Source organism: Vibrio sp. Scap24, assembly GCF_013394185.1.
Classification (GTDB): domain Bacteria; phylum Pseudomonadota; class Gammaproteobacteria; order Enterobacterales; family Vibrionaceae; genus Vibrio; species Vibrio pomeroyi.
In genome coordinates this window covers 804,545-822,751 of the sequence record NZ_CP041332.1, presented here as the reverse complement: position 1 = coordinate 822,751, position 18,207 = coordinate 804,545, and the positions used below count along the sequence as shown (strand labels likewise).

Below are 18,207 nucleotides of genomic sequence, written 5' to 3'. Positions count from 1 at the left end.
TGGCGTTGATTTGAACAGAAGAGGATTCTATTTCTGTGAAAAGATTCAGTTGCTTAGGTGTGAGCGAGATTAGACGGATAAAAAAATGCAGCCAATATGGCTGCATTTTTGTTTCGAACTAGATTACTTAGGAGCTTTGTTTGAAGAGAGCACCGTAATCAGCTGGTGGCTTTCGCCTGGCTGCAGTGTTTTGCCTGCTTCTAGGCTAGGTGCGTGCAGTGTTGATTCCACACAAAGCATGGTTAGGTAACCGTCGTCTTGCATATCACCCATACTAGTAGCGCCTTCCGCCCACGGGTTCCACAGTACAGCAGAGTTATGGCCGTGGTTTTCAACCGTTAGAGTACGATCCAGCTTTTTGTCGGCAACGAAGATTTGAGCTTCTGGCTGTGTGTAAACACGGTCAATTGTGTCAGTCAGTTCCAGCTCAGCACCGCCTTGGCAGATCTTGCCACCTTGTAGGCTATCAATGTACTCAGCGCCCATACCTGTGGTGGTTGTGTTGTGGATATCGCCAACGTTTAGGTAAGTGTGCAGAGCGCCTGAGAAAGTCCATGGTTGAGAATCTGTGTTCTTCACATCTAATGTTACCTTCAGCTCATCGCCAATCTCGACATTTAGACGTGCATCAAACTGATGAGGCCATGCTGCCAGCGTCTCTTCACTAGGCTTTAGACCTAAGCTTACAACCACACCAGCTTCGCTTTCGCGGTGCTCAACTAATTGCCACTCGCTTGAACGAGCAAAACCATGTGCAGGTGCTGCAATGCGGCCAAACCAAGGCCAACATACTGGAATACCACCGCGCAGTGCTGTTTTTCCGTCGAATTTAGCTTGTTGGCTCATCCAAATCAGGTCTTCTTGGCCTTGCGGTTGGAATGACACCACATGACCGCCAAACAGTGAAATCGCTGCGTTTGCTTTATCGTGGATAACGCGAACCAGTTTTACACCTTCGTGTTCAACGATAGTGACGTTATCAGAAAGTACAGCCAGTGCAGGTAGAGTTGATAAATCCATTACATGATCCTTCTAAGGAAATTGAATTCAAATGCTGACTAGAGCGGTGCTTGTGCTTTCGTGAGTAACAAGCAAGAGTCAGTATTAGAATTGAATTTTGCGTTTGGGCTATCTCGATGAAGTTAGATAGACGCGGTTTAAAAGATAGCAGGTATTAAAAAGGCGACACTAAGGTCGCCTTTTTCAAAGTCTGCTCAAAACAGTCTTCGCTAATGCTTATCTAAAGCTATTTCTAAAAAGAAATTACTTAGAGATGTGAGCGATTAGGTCTAGAACTTTGTTTGAGTAACCGATTTCGTTGTCGTACCAAGATACAACTTTAACGAATTTGTCAGTTAGAGCAACACCAGCTTTAGCATCGAATACTGAAGTTTGAGTTTCGCCGATGAAGTCTTGAGAAACAACTTGGTCTTCTGTGTAACCTAGAACGCCAGCCATTTCGCCTTCAGAAGCTTCTTTCATTGCAGCACAAATTTCTTCGTAAGATGCAGCTTCTTTTAGGTTAACTGTTAGGTCAACTACAGATACGTTAGCAGTTGGTACACGGAAAGCCATACCAGTTAGAAGGCCGTTTAGTTCTGGAAGAACAACGCCTACAGCTTTAGCAGCACCAGTTGAAGATGGGATGATGTTTTGAGAAGCACCACGGCCACCGCGCCAGTCTTTAGCAGAAGGGCCATCTACAGTTTTTTGAGTTGCTGTAGTAGCGTGAACTGTAGTCATAAGACCAGACTCAATGCCCCACTTATCGTTAAGTACTTTAGCGATAGGTGCAAGACAGTTAGTAGTACAAGAAGCGTTAGAAACGATGTCTTGACCAGCGTAAGATGCTTGGTTAACGCCCATTACGAACATTGGAGTTGCATCTTTAGAAGGACCAGTAAGAACAACTTTCTTAGCACCAGCAGTGATGTGCTTACGTGCAGTCTCGTCAGTTAGGAAAAGACCAGTAGCTTCAGCAACAACGTCTACGTTGATTGCGTCCCACTTAAGTTCTTCTGGGTTACGCTCAGCTGTAACACGTACAGTTTTACCGTTAACGATTAGGTTACCGCCTTCAACTTCAACAGTACCGTTGAAACGGCCGTGAGTTGAGTCGTACTTAAGCATGTATGCCATGTATTCAACGTCGATAAGGTCGTTGATACCAACAACTTCGATGTCATTGCGCTCTTGCGCTGCACGGAATACGAAACGACCGATACGGCCAAAACCATTAATACCTACTTTGATAGTCATTGTAGTTGCTCCACAACTTAATTTCTGATTAAAGATAACTGGTAGTAAAATTACAGAATCCAGTATACATCTGCAATAGATAATCCGACTTAACTTGTTTAATGTCAAAAAAAAGCGACGCTTTTCTTAACAATTGGGTGTAAGTGGTTGAAAATTGACCATTGCGAGTGGCTCTGTACCCTTCCAGTTGGGTAAAATACCCCTAAATGATGATTCACTTATGAGTGTATATGTACAATGTTTTCTAGTGAGAAAGTATGTGCTACAAAACGACTCATATGCAAGCCTTTATAGAAAAAAGTAAATATAATAAATGAGAATGTGGAGAGATATTAACGTGATTCAAAAGGGAGAAAATATGATAAAGCCTGATGAATACTGGCGTGAACGCCTATCAGACGACGAGTTTGCAGTGTGTCGTCAACGTGGTACTGAAGCCCCATATAGCGGTAAGTTACTGCACAACCAAGACACAGGTGTCTATAGCTGCACATGCTGCGAAAGCCCTTTGTTTCTGTCGGACAACAAATACGACTCAGGGTGCGGTTGGCCTAGCTTTGATGCACCAGTGAATGACGAAGCAGTACGCTATATAGAAGATCTAAGTCACGGAATGAAGCGTGTAGAGATCCGTTGTACCGCTTGTGATAGCCATTTAGGTCACGTTTTTCCTGATGGACCGAAGACAACCGGTGAACGTTTCTGTGTTAATTCGGTGTCGTTAATTTTCAACAAAAATGACAAAAGTACGAAATAACTTGTAACTATTGTTTAATCCTTACAGGTCGCATTTGCTGATCGACTAAGACTGAATTGCCCAAGACTTCAGAATTTCAGAGTTAACTCTAGTACAAATAAAAACAGCTACCATGATGGTAGCTGTTTTTTTGTCTATATAGACGGTGCGATCAATAACTCGGGACGATCGCCGGGCTGTAGATCCCATCCTCAATAGCTTCGACAATTTTGTCGGCGTCTTTATTTAACTGTTTGTATTTTGAATCTTCAAAACGATAGAGAACAGCCAGTTCCGCTTCTGAGGCAATTGGTACATCAAACTCTTTAGCAACCATTGCCCAGACATACGCTTTTTCCATATGACCCAAGCTATGGTTGATGCTCGCCATCGACTTAAAGATCTCAGTATTGACTGCTGAGTTGCTCGACAAAGTTAAAGCATTATTAAGCAGCTTAAGTGTTTTCGTATGATCTCTGGTGGTATAGAAGGTGGCTAGGGCGTATTGCATATCTGCCGTGTTTAATGCTTCTGTTCCTTCTAATTGTAAGAAACTGCGCCTTGCGTTGGTATCGCCTGTTTGCGACCACAAAAAGTAGAGTGTTTCAGGCGTGTCTGATTGAGCGAGCTCTTCAACAATGCGTTCAGATTCTTCAATACTGTGCATTAAAGAAGTAAAGCGGCGTTCTTGCAGTTTAGATTGGTCAATCGTTTCGATCTGTGCGGCAAGCTCTAAGCACTTTTTATAAGCTGTGACTAACTTGAACTCTTTAATCTTGTTGATTTCGGTAGGTTGCTTTTGAACTTCAAAACGATGCCAGATTAAGTCGGTACGTGCGACACGACATTGTCCATCGTTCATGTTCAATTGTTCGCACTGTAGCCCCGGGTTGCTTTGGCACAGTTGATCGGTATTTTTGTTCCCTTCAAGACACCCAACCAGAGTGAAAGGCAATAGGCTCATCGCCAACCATTTCATAATTTTCATATTCCTTCACTTGTGATCAAATACACTTATTTTCGGTCAGGTTCTTGACTCAATTCTGTTACGGGTTATTTTCTGGTGAAAATTGTTAAAACTAAGGCTCTACCATGGATGCAGAACAACTTCTTAGCGCAATGACACCCGAGGTCTACGAACGTTTAACTTACGCAGTTGAGACGGGTAAATGGCCAGAAGGTACGGCGCTCTCAAAAGAACAGCGCGACTCGTGTATGCAGGCGGTTATGTTATACCAATCTAAACATAACTCTGAAGCTCAACACATGACAATTGCAGCTGGTGGTGAGATTAGCTTTAAATCTAAGTCTGAACTCAAGAAACAGTTTAAGTCAGACCAAGAAGATATTGTTAGGGTTAACCCGAATCATTAAGCTTAAATTACAACAAAGGGGTGGCAATGTGCCACCCCTTTTAATGTTAAGCCGTTTATTTATAAGCAGTAAAACGATTTAGTTCACGTTAAACCGTTTTAATCGCATTCAAGCGGTTTAGTTATTCGCATTTAAGCGAAGGCTTATAAGCTCATCTCACCACGCAACACTTGTTGCATCTGAGTCTTCACTTCTTCGTAGCTGAGGTTTTGGCTTAATAGGTAGTGTAACTTCGCCAGAGCCGCTTCTGGTGTCATGTCAAAGCCACTAACAACGCCCGCTTCTGCAAGAGCACAACCAGTTGCGTAGCCACCCATGTTCACTTTACCAGCCAAACATTGAGTTAAGTTCACCACGATCACACCGCGCTCAGATGCGTCTTTTAGGTGTTGAAGTAATTCTGGATTTTGTGGGGCATTGCCAACACCAAAAGTAAGCAGAATCATTGCGTTAACAGGCTGTAGTAGCGTGTTACGGATCACTTCGTGTGAGATGCCCGGATACATAGTGATTACGCCGATAGGTTGCGGAGTAATGTTATGAACCTTGAACGCACCCTTAGGCTGCTCGTTTACCACAACGTTATTGCTAATTTGGATATTGATACCCGCTTCTAGCAATGGGTTTAGGTTTGGAGACGTAAACGCATTGAAGCCATCAGCGTGAGATTTGGTGCTGCGGTTACCACGCATCAACTTGTTGTTGAAAAACAGTGTCACTTCATTGATTGGGTAGTTAGCCGCAATGTGCAGTGCATTTAGTAGGTTTGCTTGTCCGTCTGAACGTAGCTCAGCCAGAGGGATCTGAGAGCCGGTTACAATCACTGGTTTGCCAAGGTTTTCTAACATGAACGACAGCGCAGACGCAGTGTAGGCCATTGTGTCAGTACCGTGCAGGATAACGAAACCATCGTACTTATCGTAGTTCGCACGAATATCATCAGCGATAGTCTGCCAATCCAATGGTGTCATGTCTGACGAGTCCATTAATGGAGAGTATTCATGAATGGTGTATTCAGGCATCTCTGGGCGATGGAATTCAGGCATACCAGCAAGCTGCTTATCCATGAAACCTGCGACTGGAACATAACCGTGGTCAATAGACTTTTGCATGCCAATTGTGCCGCCGGTGTACGCGATATAGATGTGTTTTCTTTCCATGGCGATTAATACTTAGTGTGATGTAGGGAACAGGTGGGCGATTATAGCGAATTATCATGCAATAAAAAGAGGCGCCTAACACACGGGCGCCTCTTGGTTTATGACTTATTGGTTTAACTTATTGAACTTGGCAGTTTAGGCAGAAAGCGTAACGGCCTTGTGGGTCGTTAAAGTTGCCTAATAGTTGGCTATCTTGAGCTAACTGTTGCGTAACAGGCTGTAAACTGCTTGGAATCATTGACTGAATATCTAGACCAATCGACATCTGAACTTGGTTCATAAATTCTTGAATAAATTGTTCAGTTGCTGAAAGTGGCTTTTCTACCCAGTAAATGTTGTAGCTTTCAAGCTCTGCAAGTGACGCCGCTGCTGCAATCGCATCGTCAAAGTCACCAATCTCATCGACTAAGCCTTTCTGCATCGCATCTTGACCTGTCCAAACGCGACCTTGAGCGATTTCATCGACAGCACTCACTTCCATGTCACGATTTTCTCCAACCAAGCTGATGAAACGGCGGTAACCATTTTCAATACCCATTTGGAAAGCGTCTTTAGCACCATCAGTTAAGCCAGTAGTGATACCAAGGCCAGAGAAAGGTGACGTGCCTACGCCGTCGGTGTAAACGCCAATATCGTTCAAGCCTTTCTCAAAGGTCGTGATAACACTGAAGATACCAATCGAGCCTGTTAGTGTGGTCGGTTGAGCTAAGATCTTGTCTGCGCCCATCGAGATCCAGTAACCACCAGAAGCTGCAAGGCTAGACATAGAAACCACAACCGGTTTACCTGCTTGTTTGATCGCTTCGATTTCATTGCGAATAACTTCAGAAGCAAATGCACTGCCACCTGGGCTATCTACACGAAGTACAACTGCTTTAACTTTGTCGTCATTACGAGCTTGGCGAAGTAGGGCTGCAGTAGTATCACCACCAACAGTGCCGCGAGGTTGTTTGCCATCCATAATGGCACCGCTTGCCACAATCACAGCAACGTCGTGTGATTCGCTGTTCATCTCTGGAAGCATAGTTGTACGATATTCGTAGTAACCAAATGCGTTGTAGCTGTCTTGACCGTCACTGCCGAACACGTCTGCAAGCTCTAGTCGAACTTGTTGGCGGGTTGCTAGCTCATCCACTAAGCCCAGTTTTTCGGCCAGTTTCGCTATATCACCATCGACAGACTCAAGCTCTTTCAAGAAAGTGTCCATGCTTGGGTTAAGCGTTTTCGCGTCAATTTGGCGGTTGTGGCTCACATCATCAACGTAAGCACCCCACAGTTGGCCTAACCAACGAGAAGCGGATTCTTTCGCCGCGTCAGACATGTCATCACGAATGAAAGGTTCGATGGCAGACTTATAAGTACCTACACGGAACACATGGGTGTTCACGTCTAGTTTCTCTAATAAGGTTTTGTAGTAAAGCGAGTAAGCGCTGTAGCCTTTAAGAAGCACACCACCATCTGGCGATAAGTATACTTTGGTCGCGTAGCTGGCTAGGTAGTATTGGCTTTGGTTGTAAAAATCACCCACCGCATAAATCGGCTTACCCGCTGCTTTAAACTCATTCAGTGCTTTAGCGATGTAACGAAGCTTGGTCAGGTTAGTTTCTGGTAGCTCTTTAAGCGCTAATACAATGCCTGTTACGTTCTCATCATCTTTGGCATAGCGAATCGTTTCAACGATATCAAACAGAACGTTCTCTTTTGGAAGGTCTTTGCCAAGCAGTGAACCTGTCACCGAATCCATCGGATTGATATAGCGGCTTTGCTCTACAATCGGACCAGAAAGGTTAAGCACCAAAGCCGATTGCTGTGGAACCGTTGGCTGAGCCGTATCTGAGTGGAAGTACACAAAGTAGATGATGGCAATACTGAGTAAAAAGATGATGTTAACAAGCGCAAGACGCACAAACGTAATGAGCTTCCAAATCCCTTTAAAGATCATGCCTATAAATTTGAATATTTTTTTCATTCTGTCTCCGCAGTGAGATCACGTCGCTTTAACAAGCCGTAGTACCATTAATCTCAATAATATGAACTGCTTAGTATCCTACGATAATTCCCAAGCTCAAACTATACCAAGAATTGTTAATCGATATATATTCTCATTAAGTGTAGTCAGATTAGGGGCTTTTGACCTTTCGTGGTTAAGTTTTGTTCGAGATAAAATCGTTTTAGGCGCGGCGAAGAGTATGTAGCCTAGTCATTCTAAGCAAATATTCTTCAACAAAGCATAAAACGATTTTTGTGGGGGCGCCTAGCTCGAACCCTTCGGGCAGCCCTTGTGGTTCATTTCTACTGCGTTATCGGCTTTTCATGTAGGCCAGCTACACGTCAAAGCCTCTTCCTTGTATAAATTTCCCACAAGATGCTGCAAAACCCAACTCGAAAGGTCAACAGCCCCTAGGACTTTTGAACGATTAATACGCTCTGCATTATGATCGGTGTTACAAAAATGTAAACGGTTGTTTGAACTTTTGGTGATTGAACTATACTGTGGTCAGACCACAAGGATAAAATAATAGAAGTGATGTCTGCCATGTACCCACATTTACTTGAACCACTCGATCTTGGATTTACTCAGTTACGTAATCGTGTATTGATGGGATCAATGCACACAGGTTTAGAAGAAAATAAAGAAGGCCTACACAAACTCGCCGCGTTTTATGAAGAGCGAGCAAAAGGAGGCGTTGGTCTTATTGTTACCGGTGGTTTCTCTCCTAATTTACGTGGCAGATTAACCCCATTCAGTGCTGAATTCAGTAAAGTAAAGCACGCTAAAGCGCACCAAGTTGTTACCGAAGCCGTCCACAAGCACGGCGGTAAAATTGCGCTTCAACTATTGCATGCCGGTCGTTATGCGATGCACCCATTCGCGCAAAGTGCTTCTGGCATTAAAGCGCCTATCGCTAAGTTCGCTCCGAGCGAGATGAGCCCTCGTCAGATTAAAAAGACCATTGGTGCCTTTGCCAACAGTGCTGAACTCGCTCAAGTCGCGGGTTATGACGGCATTGAAATCATGGGGTCTGAAGGTTACTTGATTAACCAATTCATTTGTAAACGTACCAACATGCGTTACGACGAATGGGGTGGTTCTTATGAGAAGCGTATGCGTTTTCCACTGGAGATCGTTAAATCGATTCGCGAAGCGGTGGGCGACGACTTCATTATTATTTTCCGACTGTCGATGCTCGATTTGGTTGAGCAAGGCAGTACCTTCGAAGATGTTGTTCTATTGGCTCAAAAGCTGGAAGAAGCAGGCGTTACCATTATCAATACGGGTATCGGCTGGCACGAAGCACGTATTCCGACCATCGCGACACAAGTACCACGCGGTGCGTTCTCTTGGGTAACCGAGAAAGTTAAACCGCACGTTTCTATTCCTGTGATCACTTGTAACCGAATCAATACACCAGAAGAAGCAGAACGTATTCTTAGTTCTGGGCAGGCTGATATGGTGTCTATGGCTCGTCCTTTCTTGGCGGACCCTGATTTCGTCAACAAAGCAGCTCAAGACCAAGCTCAGTTCATCAATACCTGCATCGGTTGTAACCAAGCTTGTTTAGATAACGTGTTTAAAGGTAAACGCGCGAGCTGTTTGGTTAACCCACGCGCGTGTTACGAGACTGAAATTGTTGTTCAACCAGCTCAAGCGACTAAGACCATTGCGGTAGTCGGCGCAGGCCCTGCAGGTTTAGCTTGTGCGACAACGTTAGCGCAGCGTGGACACAAGGTTGATTTGATTGAGAAAAATGACCGTATCGGTGGCCAGTTCAGATTGGCGATGCAGATCCCGGGCAAAGAAGAATTCAGAGAAACGATTCGTTATTTTGCCAACCAAATCGACGCATCGGGTGTGAATTTGAAATTAGATACCGAAGCAACGTTTGAGATGTTGTTGAAGTACGATGAAGTCGTGATGGCGGCCGGCGTAGAGCCGAGAAAGCTCGACATTGAGGGCATTGACCAAGAAAACGTGGTCGATTATCAAACCTTGATTCGGGAAAAGACACCAGTAGGCGAAAAGGTCGCGATTGTTGGTGCTGGTGGTATCGGTGTCGATGTGGCAACCATGCTGACAGAGCCGACGTCACACAGCCTAGACGATTGGCTGCATGAGTGGGGCATTGATAAGAATATGGAACACCCAGGCGGGCTTTACCCTTACCCTGATTCATTCAGCGATAAAACGGTGTGGGTGATGCAGCGTAAAGCGGGTCGTGTTGGTAAAGGGCCGGGCAAAACCACAGGCTGGATTCACAAACGCACATTAGAAAAACGCGGTGTGAATCTACTGGGTGGTGTGAGCTACAACAAGATTGATGACCAAGGTCTGCATATCAGCGTTGGTAAGCAGGAACAGGTGCTTGATGCCGATTCGGTTATCGTGTGTGCAGGCCAAGTATCGGTCCGACCATTCGAAGATATGTGGCAAGAGTTTGGTGGCAAACTGCACGTGATAGGCGGTGCTGATTATGCCGGTGAGCTAGATGCGGTACGTGCTATCCGTCAAGGTGTTGAGCTAGCGATTAAGTTATAGAATCAGCTATCAAACTGTAACTTTATCGGTAGATATTGTTACTTAATTCGCTGAGTTAGATTTTTAACAAGGCTCCTAAGTCATAGATTTAGGAGCCTTTATTGTTTCTAATCGAACCCAAATGGGCGGTGGTTGAGATTTATTATCGTTTGTATTCTGTGCTAAAGTTCAAGTATACAAATAATAAAGAAATAGTAAGGACTTCAAATGGATGCTTTGGATCTATTGCTCAACAGACGCTCTATCGCAAAACTCTCTGATCCGGCACCTGAAGGTGTAGCGTTAGAAAATATCATCAAAGCGGGCTTACGAGCTCCTGACCACGGTGCGTTAACACCTTGGCGCTTTGTCATCGCGCAAGGTTCAGGGCTACAGAAGCTATCTGATATCTTGGTTCGTGCCGCTGAAGCGGATGAGAGCGAAGAGATGGTGATCGAGAAAGTGAAAAAGGCGCCGTTCCGAGCACCTATGGTGATCACCGTGATTGCTAAAGTGACTGAGCACGAGAAAGTACCAGCGATTGAGCAACATCTTTCTGCAGGCTGTGCGGCGCAAGCAATGCAAATGGCCGCCGTCGCTCAAGGCTTCCAAGGCTTTTGGCGGTCTGGTAAATGGATGTTCCACCCAGAAGTGCATCAAGCATTCGGTTTAGAAGGTGACGATGAGATCGTTGGTTTCCTATATCTTGGTACTCCGGGCTGTACACCGATGAAAATACCAGAGCGTGACTTCGCGAAGTTTGTTGAGTTCTTATAAGAACGCTGAAGCTTGAATAGTGGAATGCTAACTGTATAAACAACCAGTTTTTCTTGATTTATTAGGGTCACATTAGATAATGTGACCCTAATTGTTTGTAGCATCTGGAAAAAAATGTCTCGCCTTATTATTGCTGAAAAACCAAGCCTCGGCCGCGCGATCGCCGCTGCACTGCCTAATCCACAGAAGAAAGACCAAGGGTTTATCAAATGTGGCAATGGGGATGTGGTGACTTGGTGTATTGGACACTTGTTGGAGCAGGTTGAGCCAGACGCTTATGACGACCGTTATAAGAAATGGAACTTGGCCGATCTTCCTATCGTGCCAGAGCAGTGGCAGTTAAGACCTCGTAAGACATCGAGCAAACAGCTTACGGTGATCCGAAAGCTATTGAAGGACGCCACTCAAATTGTTCACGCCGGAGACCCGGATAGAGAAGGGCAGCTACTGGTTGATGAAGTGATTGATTACTGCAAAGTCTCTAAGGCTAAGAAAGAGTCGATGGACAGGCTATTGATCAGTGACTTGAACTTACCTGCCGTAAAACGTGCGCTCTCTCAAATGCGCAGTAACCGTGACTTTATCCCACTCTCAATTTCCGCATTGGCGCGCTCTAGAGCCGATTGGTTGTATGGCATGAACATGACTCGCGCCTATACCTTGCTTGGTCAAAAAGCCGGTTACCAAGGTGTATTGTCGGTAGGGCGAGTGCAGACGCCAGTACTTGGTTTGGTGGTGAGACGTGATGAAGAGATCGAGAACTTCATTCCGAAAGATTATTTCACTCTGCATGCCTTGATCCCTTATCAAAACAACGGTCAGAGCTTTGATATTCGCGCTCGTTGGAAACCAAGTGAAGCATGTAAGCCGTGGCAAGACGAAGAAGGCCGTGTACTCAATCGAAAGTTGGTTGAAAACGTCGCTCAGCGAATCGCGAACCAACCTGCAACCGTCACAGAGTCAGAGCAGAAGCAAAGCAAACAAGCAGCGCCACTTCCTTATTCGTTGTCTGCGTTGCAGATTGATGCGTCTAAACGTTTTGGCATGAGTGCTCAGCAGGTGCTAGATACCTGTCAGTCTTTATATGAGAAGCACAAGCTCATCACTTACCCGCGTTCTGATAGCCGCTATCTCCCTAAAGAGCACTATTCGCAGCGAGAGTCGATCGTAGACGCCATCGCTAATAATGCGAAAGAGCTGCAAAGTGGTGCTCAAGGCGCGGATCTTTCACTTAAATCAAAAGCATGGAACGACAGCAAGGTTGATGCTCACCACGCGATTATTCCTACTCCGAAGAAATCATCGGTGAATGGTTTGTCTGCCAATGAGATGAAAATCTATCAACAAATCGCCCGCCAGTATCTGATGCAGTTCTACCCACCGGCTGTTTTTGCGGATGCTAAGTTGGTTTTTGATATCGCTGGTGGCGTGTTCATTGCGAAAGGGCGTCAGCTTATTAACCCCGGCTGGAAAGTGTTGATGGGTAAAACAGACACCGAAGAGAAAGGTGATGGTACTGATACGGTCCCACCGCTCGATAAAGGGACTGTGCTCACCTGTCGTGAAGGTGTGATTGGCGATAAGAAAACCGAGCCGCCAAAACACTTTACAGAAGCGACATTACTTCAAGCGATGACAGGTATCGCGCGTTTTGTTGCGAACAAAGACCTGAAAGCTATTTTGAAAGAGACGGACGGTCTTGGAACAGAGGCGACTCGTGCAGGTATTCTCGATACTCTCTTTAAAAGGCAGCTGCTCACGCGTCAAGGTAAGAGTATTCATAGTAGCCCTGCTGGTCGAGGCTTGATTCATGCTCTACCCGAGGATTCGACCTTTCCTGACATGACAGCGCATTGGGAACACCAGTTGCAAGGCATGGCAGAACGAAATCAAGCGTATCAACCTTTCATGCAAGCGCTAGAAAGCAAGATAGATGGCTTGATGGGTAAAGTGAAAATGGGAGAAGTTCCTGAATCACTCCGCCACCTTCCTAAAGTCGAAAGACCAGCGTTTAAACGTCGTAAAGGAGGCGGTGCTAAGAAGTCTTATGCCAAGAACGGGTCGTATGCAAAGAAAGGTACTTCAGCAAAAAAGGGCACTAAGAGCTAGCACTTATCGGTAGAGATATTAACGTCCAACCTTGCGTCCGCAACGCTTAAATAATTGCTGCCAGTAATCTACATGGCGGCGAGTTGATGCGCGAAAGGCTTGGTGTGTATCTTGGATGGGAAAGTAGTAGCTGTGAAGTTCTGGCTGAGCATCAAACATAACCAGCTGCGATGCTAACTGCTGATAATAGCCATCGAGTTGTGCCATGTAAGGCTGAACCTTGCCAATATACTGTTGTTCGAACACATTGTTGAGATAACGAAACTTAGTGGTGTCTCGTTGTTTCCCGCAGATGATATTGCCATCAAAGGTTTTGAGTTGCTTGGTGATGGTATCGAGTTCAACCGAGGCTCGCGCGAGTGAGTAGTACAAATCTCCAAGCGTAGAACTCTTCTCCAGTACTTCTTGCACCTCAATGGTTTTGCCCGAAACGAGAGATGTGTTTAACGCTTGATTGATATGTTTTAGGGCGTCGCTTGTCTGTCTCACTTGATCGCCAATATCAGCACGTAACCACTGACTCCCCCGCATTTGCGACTGCATAGCATCACTGGCATAGATGAGATTCCATTGATGTAGCGGAAACTGTGCGAGTTTCTGTTGCTCAATTTCTTTTAGTAGTTCTACGATCTCTGGGTCTAACTCGTTATTAGCTAAACATTGACCAACGCCTTCCAGTAGAGCGACTTGATAGTCATAATTTCGGAACTCGTCCGCGACTTTTCCGAGTACTGAGTTTCTTTCGGCAATCAGGTTGAACAATCCACATTGGCGAAGCTGGTAGCTGTCGATGAGCCCGATAGAGAGCGAAGGGATATCCAGTAACAGCTCTCGCTTTCTCGGTAGGCTTTCAAATTCCCAGTTCTCTTTTATCTCGTCAGCGTCTTGTACTCTGGCTATTTTAGTTTGATAGTCGTCGAATAAGTCTCCAGGGCCTTCCCCAAAACACCCACCGAGCACCACGGTTAACAAAATCAGTGGTGAACGTTGCAGTAAATCTGAAAGAAGGCGAGTATTCATGGGGAGCCTACCAGGCTATTACAGAGCCATCGAAATTGAAGAAGTGACCACTTACTTCGGTATTGGCAGATTCGATGACTTTGATAAGGCCAGATGCCGAAGTGTCTGTATCGATTAGAGCATTAGGACCACCCATTTCGGTCTGTACCCAACCTGGGTGCAGCGCTAACACGGTAAAGCCATTATCGGTTAGGTCGTTGCTTAAACTCTTCACAACGGAGTTGAGAGCTGCTTTAGAGGAGCGATAGATGTAGCCTCCGCCGGAGGTGTTCTCTGCCATGCTGCCCACTCGAGAAGACAAGCAAGCGATCTTTTTCACGCCACTGTTTTCTAGAACGGGCAATAGCGTTTCGACAAGCTTCAATGGCGCAATCGTGTTGACCTCAAAAACACGGCGCCACTCTTCAACGTCAGTATTACCCAGTCCGTAACCCTTTGGCCCATAGTAGCCAGCGTTGTTAATCAAGATATCAATCGACGGAATTTGAGAAGGAAGTTGGCTCACCGCTTGGTAATCGGTTATTTCTAACTGAATGCAGGTTAGGTTGCTGTTGTGGTCTGCGAGTGAGAGCAGCTCTTTTGCTGAATTGGCATCACGATAAGTTGCGTACACCTTGTGATTACCTTTCAAGTATTGTTGAGTCAGACTTAAGCCAATGCCGCGGTTCGCTCCAGTAATAAAAATAACGCTCATGGTGATTCCTTTTCAGTTCAATTAGTTAAGTTTGATGGCTTAACACGAGAAAATCAACGGTCCACCAACTGGCCATTAGCATTCCTACAAAAATCATTACTGCAGCCATCGAGCCGCAGATCACCCCAAGGATGAGTATTACGTTTTTCATTGTTGCCTCTGAAATGGATTAAAGGTAATGATAATTGTTATCATTAATTAAGGTTGTCGCCAAGTCTGAGGCTGTTATGATTTTGAGAAAGATACGCAATTAACTTTATTATGATTCCTTTAATTTACCACCCAATCTATTCGCAACTGCCTTTACCTGAAGGTCACCGTTATCCGATTAACAAATACCAGTTGTTACACAGTGCTGTTGAGGCGCTAATGGATAGCGAGCCACTATGGAACAGCAAGTTTGAAGTGTTCCAACCAACGCCCGTTTCGGTTGAGCAAGTAAAACAGGTACACGATAGCGAGTATGTGGATTTGCTTGTTTCTGGAAACCTGCCCGCGGCAAAGATGAGGCGTATTGGCTTTCCTTGGAGTGAACAACTTATTGAAAGAACGCTCTATTCCAGCGGAGGAACTTGTTTGGCCGCAGAAATGGCGATAGAGAGTGGTTTAGCGATTCATTTGAGTGGTGGCTACCATCACGCGCATCATGATTTTGGCAGTGGCTTTTGTCTGTTGAATGATCTTGTGCTGGCAGCAAAGCACGCGTTGACCTTTGAGCACATAGATAAGGTGTTGATTGTGGATAGCGATGTTCACCACGGCGACGGCACAGCGACGCTTTGCCAAGATAGCGATGAGATTATTACTCTGTCTTTCCACTGTGATAAAAACTTTCCTGCACGTAAACCTCTGTCGGATTTAGATGTGCCGCTAAGTCGTGAAACCGAAGATGAAGAGTTTCTAAGGTGTTTCGAACAAGTCACCAAGCTGGCGATTGCGCATCACCAACCTGACCTTATCATCTATGATGCTGGCATCGACATCCATCAAGATGACGAACTAGGCTATTTAAATGTGTCTACACAAGGCATATTTGAACGCGACTGCTTGATGATTGGCCTAGCGAAATCAGAATCCATTCCGATGGTGTGTGTTGTTGGTGGTGGCTATCGAACACAACATGAAGATCTGGTTCCTATTCACATGCAGCTTTTGAAAGCGGCTCATCATGTTTACGATTAGCTTCTCAAATTAACCGCTGAAACCTCATTAACAAGGTGATAAAGAAGAAGTATCTGTTGCACCAAAAAAGACACGACTTGCACCACCTTGATACGCAAAAATTACTTTTTTATTAATTAGTTACGTATTTGTGTGATTAATTCTGGTCTGTAAATTGCTTTACCCATGTGAATATAAAAACACAAGGGATGTAAATGAACCTGACGGACAAGGAACGCAGTTGGCTTAATTGGTTTGGCGCAACAGGGAAACTGGCAATGCGTAGAGCCTGTTTTCTAAATCGAAGTAGGACAGAAGAGCTCGAGCAAACATTTGAAAGTATCGCCCATACTAGAGTTCAACTTCTTCATAATTGGGTGAAGAACCAATGGGACTTTTTAGAAGACTCTGCCGTTTATTTGGCAAGCCGAGCGGAAGAACAGGCGGAAAGTACATTATCAAGTCTTCTTAAACGTGGCACGGATTTCTCTGAGCTGGCGATCGTCGATTCTAAAGGTGTCGCGCAAGCATCAAGTTATCACGACCATATCGGTTCAACTCTCGCAGATAAGAAGGCTTTAGTCGAAGGGACATCGAAGCGTTATCTACACGGGCCGTATATGGATCCTCGCACGCTGAATGTAGGGGCATCGAGTTCATCGTTTCATGATCAAGTCACTCTGATGTTTTATGTGCCCTTTTCTCGGGACGAAGGGACTCAGCAGTTCTTATGTGGTCGTGTTCCCAATGATGTTATTGGTGACATTATTCAGAGAGAAGCGGGGCATATTTATAGTGAGTCGGGTGATAACTATATCTTTATGGTCGACTCTATTCATGACCCTCAAATTCAACCAGGTGTTGCGCTCTCTCGCTCCCGCTTTGAAGATAATACCTTTTCACATGGCGAGAACTTAAAACAAGGGATTCATACTGATTGGGGAACGGTTAAGATCCAACAGCACACTGAATTTGAGATTCGATTTACGGATCCTGCCACGAATCAACTTCATCCCGGCGTCAGAGAAACCATCAAAAATGGCAGCAACCTGTTTATTGGTTACCCGGGGTATTCCGACTATCGCCACATTCCGGTCATCGGTAAAGGTATCACTTTTCAACTGGACGGTTCACCAGACACCTTCGGCATGATGTGTGAGTCTGACTTAGAAGAGGTCTATAGAGATCGAAGCCTAAGTTACACCTTATCTAAACATTTTATCGGCTGCATGTTACTGCCTCTATCTGTTCCATTACTGCTTGCTCACTTTTATACGTTAACCCCTCTTTTGCACGGCGGTGTCATGTTCGTGTGCGCGCTTCTCGCTCTCGGTTTATTCCGTCTAGTGAGTGCTAAACCGTTAGCAAATAAGGTCCATGAAATGACCGGGGTGATGCAAACCTTAGCCGAAGGTGATGGCAATTTAAGTCGGAGACTCGACCCAACCACATTTAGCCATAATGAACTTGGTAATTTGGGGCGCTGGACTAACAGCTTCATCGATAACTTAGATAGCACGGTGAGTGACTTGATTCATGCGAGCCACGAAGTTAGGGAAGTATCGGAATCGATGTTTCGTCGGAGTGTCGTGATGAAGCAAACCAGTGATGATGCGTCACTGGCGCTCAGCAATATGTTGGACCTAAGTCAGTATCAACAGAGTGAAATTACTCATGCGACCGTTTCGGCAACGCAAATGGATACAGTCATGAAGCAAGCCGTTCTTAATGCGGAGAAGGAATACAATCAGTCGGTTGAAGGCATGGAAGTTGTGCGGCATATTGTAGAAAGCTCAGCCCACAGCGTAAATGAGGTGAATAATGAAATGACCAAAGTGTCTGACATTATAGACATCATTACCGACATTACAGCGCAGACGAACCTTCTAGCATTGAACGCGGCCATAGAGTCTGCAAGAGCAGGTGAACACGGAAGAGGGTTTTCTGTGGTTGCCTCAGAAGTAAGAACTTTAGCTGACCGAACTTCACAAGCCGCGAACCATATTAGTGACCTAATGAAAGAGCTGCATACCAAGTCTCGCAGCGCAGTGGAGTCGATGGAGCGAGGCGTTGAGAATGTGAGTAAAGGAAACTTAACCGTCGACTCGAACGCCCGCAGTGAGCAAATTCAAGCAGCAGTGGCGGATCTCTTTACGACTATGTCTAACCTAGACGAGAACAGTCAGAAAAATGGACAAACGGCAGACAAAGCCCAACGTTCTATCTCTGACCTACAACTGTCGACGAAGCAACTCGCACGTCGGGTGTCGTTAATGGGTAATGCATTAAGCCGCTTAGATCAATTGATAGGACGCTTTGAAGTGAGCCGAAAGGTGGCGTAGTGAAAAGGCTGTGTCAGCCTGATACGTAAACTTCAGATATAAAAAAGCCGCTGATTTCT

The 18,207-nt window shown here is 45.3% G+C and carries 14 protein-coding genes; 7 read left to right on the top strand and 7 right to left on the bottom strand.

The features are described 5' to 3' along the window. Positions 1-123: 123 nt before the first annotated feature. Together FLM53_RS03250 and gap are read right to left on the bottom strand one after the other, a co-directional pair. The gene (locus FLM53_RS03250) at positions 124-1,020 is read right to left on the bottom strand and encodes a D-hexose-6-phosphate mutarotase (protein ID WP_176680218.1); all 897 of its coding nucleotides are present in this window, start codon (positions 1,018-1,020) and stop codon (positions 124-126) included. Positions 1,021-1,263: 243 nt separating this feature from the next. Beyond that, complete coding sequence (gap, locus tag FLM53_RS03245; RefSeq protein WP_017630988.1) at positions 1,264-2,259, bottom strand: type I glyceraldehyde-3-phosphate dehydrogenase; 996 nt, start codon at positions 2,257-2,259, stop codon at positions 1,264-1,266. Positions 2,260-2,578: 319 nt separating this feature from the next. Between gap and msrB the strand changes: the two genes are divergently transcribed. Beyond that, positions 2,579-3,016: a peptide-methionine (R)-S-oxide reductase MsrB gene (msrB, locus tag FLM53_RS03240; RefSeq protein ID WP_128644369.1), complete on the top strand. Its 438-nt coding sequence runs from the start codon at positions 2,579-2,581 to the stop codon at positions 3,014-3,016. A gap of 151 nt (positions 3,017-3,167) precedes the next feature. On the opposite strand, the gene FLM53_RS03235 is transcribed toward msrB, so the two are convergent. Continuing rightward, a complete protein-coding gene (locus FLM53_RS03235; protein WP_176680919.1) occupies positions 3,168-3,974 on the bottom strand; it encodes a DUF2989 domain-containing protein in 807 nt (268 codons plus the stop codon). 113 nt (positions 3,975-4,087) lie between these two features. On the opposite strand from FLM53_RS03235, the gene FLM53_RS03230 reads away from it, so the two are divergent. After that, the gene (locus tag FLM53_RS03230) at positions 4,088-4,369 is read left to right on the top strand and encodes a YeaC family protein (RefSeq protein ID WP_010437067.1); all 282 of its coding nucleotides are present in this window, start codon (positions 4,088-4,090) and stop codon (positions 4,367-4,369) included. A 143-nt stretch (positions 4,370-4,512) separates the two neighbouring features. On the opposite strand, the gene ansA is transcribed toward FLM53_RS03230, so the two are convergent. Both ansA and sppA read right to left on the bottom strand, forming a co-directional pair. Next, positions 4,513-5,529: an asparaginase gene (gene ansA / locus FLM53_RS03225; RefSeq protein WP_176680217.1), complete on the bottom strand. Its 1,017-nt coding sequence runs from the start codon at positions 5,527-5,529 to the stop codon at positions 4,513-4,515. A 118-nt stretch (positions 5,530-5,647) separates the two neighbouring features. Next, complete coding sequence (gene sppA / locus FLM53_RS03220; protein WP_176680216.1) at positions 5,648-7,498, bottom strand: signal peptide peptidase SppA; 1,851 nt, start codon at positions 7,496-7,498, stop codon at positions 5,648-5,650. 558 nt (positions 7,499-8,056) lie between these two features. Between sppA and FLM53_RS03215 the strand changes: the two genes are divergently transcribed. The 3 genes from FLM53_RS03215 to FLM53_RS03205 all read left to right on the top strand — a co-directional run bounded on the left by FLM53_RS03215 (position 8,057) and on the right by FLM53_RS03205 (position 12,931). Further along, on the top strand, positions 8,057-10,066 hold the full coding sequence (locus FLM53_RS03215) for an NADPH-dependent 2,4-dienoyl-CoA reductase (RefSeq protein WP_176680215.1): 2,010 nt from the start codon (positions 8,057-8,059) through the stop codon (positions 10,064-10,066). Between the two features lie 207 nt (positions 10,067-10,273). After that, on the top strand, positions 10,274-10,822 hold the full coding sequence (locus tag FLM53_RS03210; protein ID WP_176680214.1) for an NAD(P)H nitroreductase: 549 nt from the start codon (positions 10,274-10,276) through the stop codon (positions 10,820-10,822). 114 nt (positions 10,823-10,936) lie between these two features. After that, complete coding sequence (locus tag FLM53_RS03205) at positions 10,937-12,931, top strand: DNA topoisomerase III (protein ID WP_176680213.1); 1,995 nt, start codon at positions 10,937-10,939, stop codon at positions 12,929-12,931. Between the two features lie 18 nt (positions 12,932-12,949). On the opposite strand, the gene FLM53_RS03200 is transcribed toward FLM53_RS03205, so the two are convergent. Beyond that, on the bottom strand, positions 12,950-13,951 hold the full coding sequence (locus FLM53_RS03200) for a DUF3080 domain-containing protein (protein ID WP_176680212.1): 1,002 nt from the start codon (positions 13,949-13,951) through the stop codon (positions 12,950-12,952). A gap of 7 nt (positions 13,952-13,958) precedes the next feature. After that, a complete protein-coding gene (locus FLM53_RS03195; protein ID WP_176680211.1) occupies positions 13,959-14,645 on the bottom strand; it encodes an SDR family oxidoreductase in 687 nt (228 codons plus the stop codon). A 261-nt stretch (positions 14,646-14,906) separates the two neighbouring features. Between FLM53_RS03195 and FLM53_RS03190 the strand changes: the two genes are divergently transcribed. Beyond that, the gene (locus FLM53_RS03190; protein ID WP_176680210.1) at positions 14,907-15,827 is read left to right on the top strand and encodes a histone deacetylase; all 921 of its coding nucleotides are present in this window, start codon (positions 14,907-14,909) and stop codon (positions 15,825-15,827) included. A 194-nt stretch (positions 15,828-16,021) separates the two neighbouring features. Beyond that, positions 16,022-18,148, top strand: a complete 2,127-nt coding sequence (locus FLM53_RS03185) for a methyl-accepting chemotaxis protein (protein WP_176680209.1) — start codon at positions 16,022-16,024, stop codon at positions 18,146-18,148. Positions 18,149-18,207 lie beyond the last annotated feature (59 nt).

Excerpts from the sequence above, each read along its gene's own strand:
- FLM53_RS03250 (WP_176680218.1), bottom strand. The coding sequence starts at position 1,020 with ATGGATTTATCAACTCTACCTGCACTGGCTGTACTTTCTGATAACGTC.
- gap (WP_017630988.1), bottom strand. The coding sequence starts at position 2,259 with ATGACTATCAAAGTAGGTATTAATGGTTTTGGCCGTATCGGTCGTTTC.
- msrB (WP_128644369.1), top strand. The coding sequence starts at position 2,579 with ATGTGGAGAGATATTAACGTGATTCAAAAGGGAGAAAATATGATAAAG.
- FLM53_RS03235 (WP_176680919.1), bottom strand. The coding sequence starts at position 3,974 with ATGAAATGGTTGGCGATGAGCCTATTGCCTTTCACTCTGGTTGGGTGT.
- FLM53_RS03230 (WP_010437067.1), top strand. The coding sequence starts at position 4,088 with ATGGATGCAGAACAACTTCTTAGCGCAATGACACCCGAGGTCTACGAA.
- ansA (WP_176680217.1), bottom strand. The coding sequence starts at position 5,529 with ATGGAAAGAAAACACATCTATATCGCGTACACCGGCGGCACAATTGGC.
- sppA (WP_176680216.1), bottom strand. The coding sequence starts at position 7,498 with ATGAAAAAAATATTCAAATTTATAGGCATGATCTTTAAAGGGATTTGG.
- FLM53_RS03215 (WP_176680215.1), top strand. The coding sequence starts at position 8,057 with ATGTCTGCCATGTACCCACATTTACTTGAACCACTCGATCTTGGATTT.
- FLM53_RS03210 (WP_176680214.1), top strand. The coding sequence starts at position 10,274 with ATGGATGCTTTGGATCTATTGCTCAACAGACGCTCTATCGCAAAACTC.
- FLM53_RS03205 (WP_176680213.1), top strand. The coding sequence starts at position 10,937 with ATGTCTCGCCTTATTATTGCTGAAAAACCAAGCCTCGGCCGCGCGATC.
- FLM53_RS03200 (WP_176680212.1), bottom strand. The coding sequence starts at position 13,951 with ATGAATACTCGCCTTCTTTCAGATTTACTGCAACGTTCACCACTGATT.
- FLM53_RS03195 (WP_176680211.1), bottom strand. The coding sequence starts at position 14,645 with ATGAGCGTTATTTTTATTACTGGAGCGAACCGCGGCATTGGCTTAAGT.
- FLM53_RS03190 (WP_176680210.1), top strand. The coding sequence starts at position 14,907 with ATGATTCCTTTAATTTACCACCCAATCTATTCGCAACTGCCTTTACCT.
- FLM53_RS03185 (WP_176680209.1), top strand. The coding sequence starts at position 16,022 with ATGAACCTGACGGACAAGGAACGCAGTTGGCTTAATTGGTTTGGCGCA.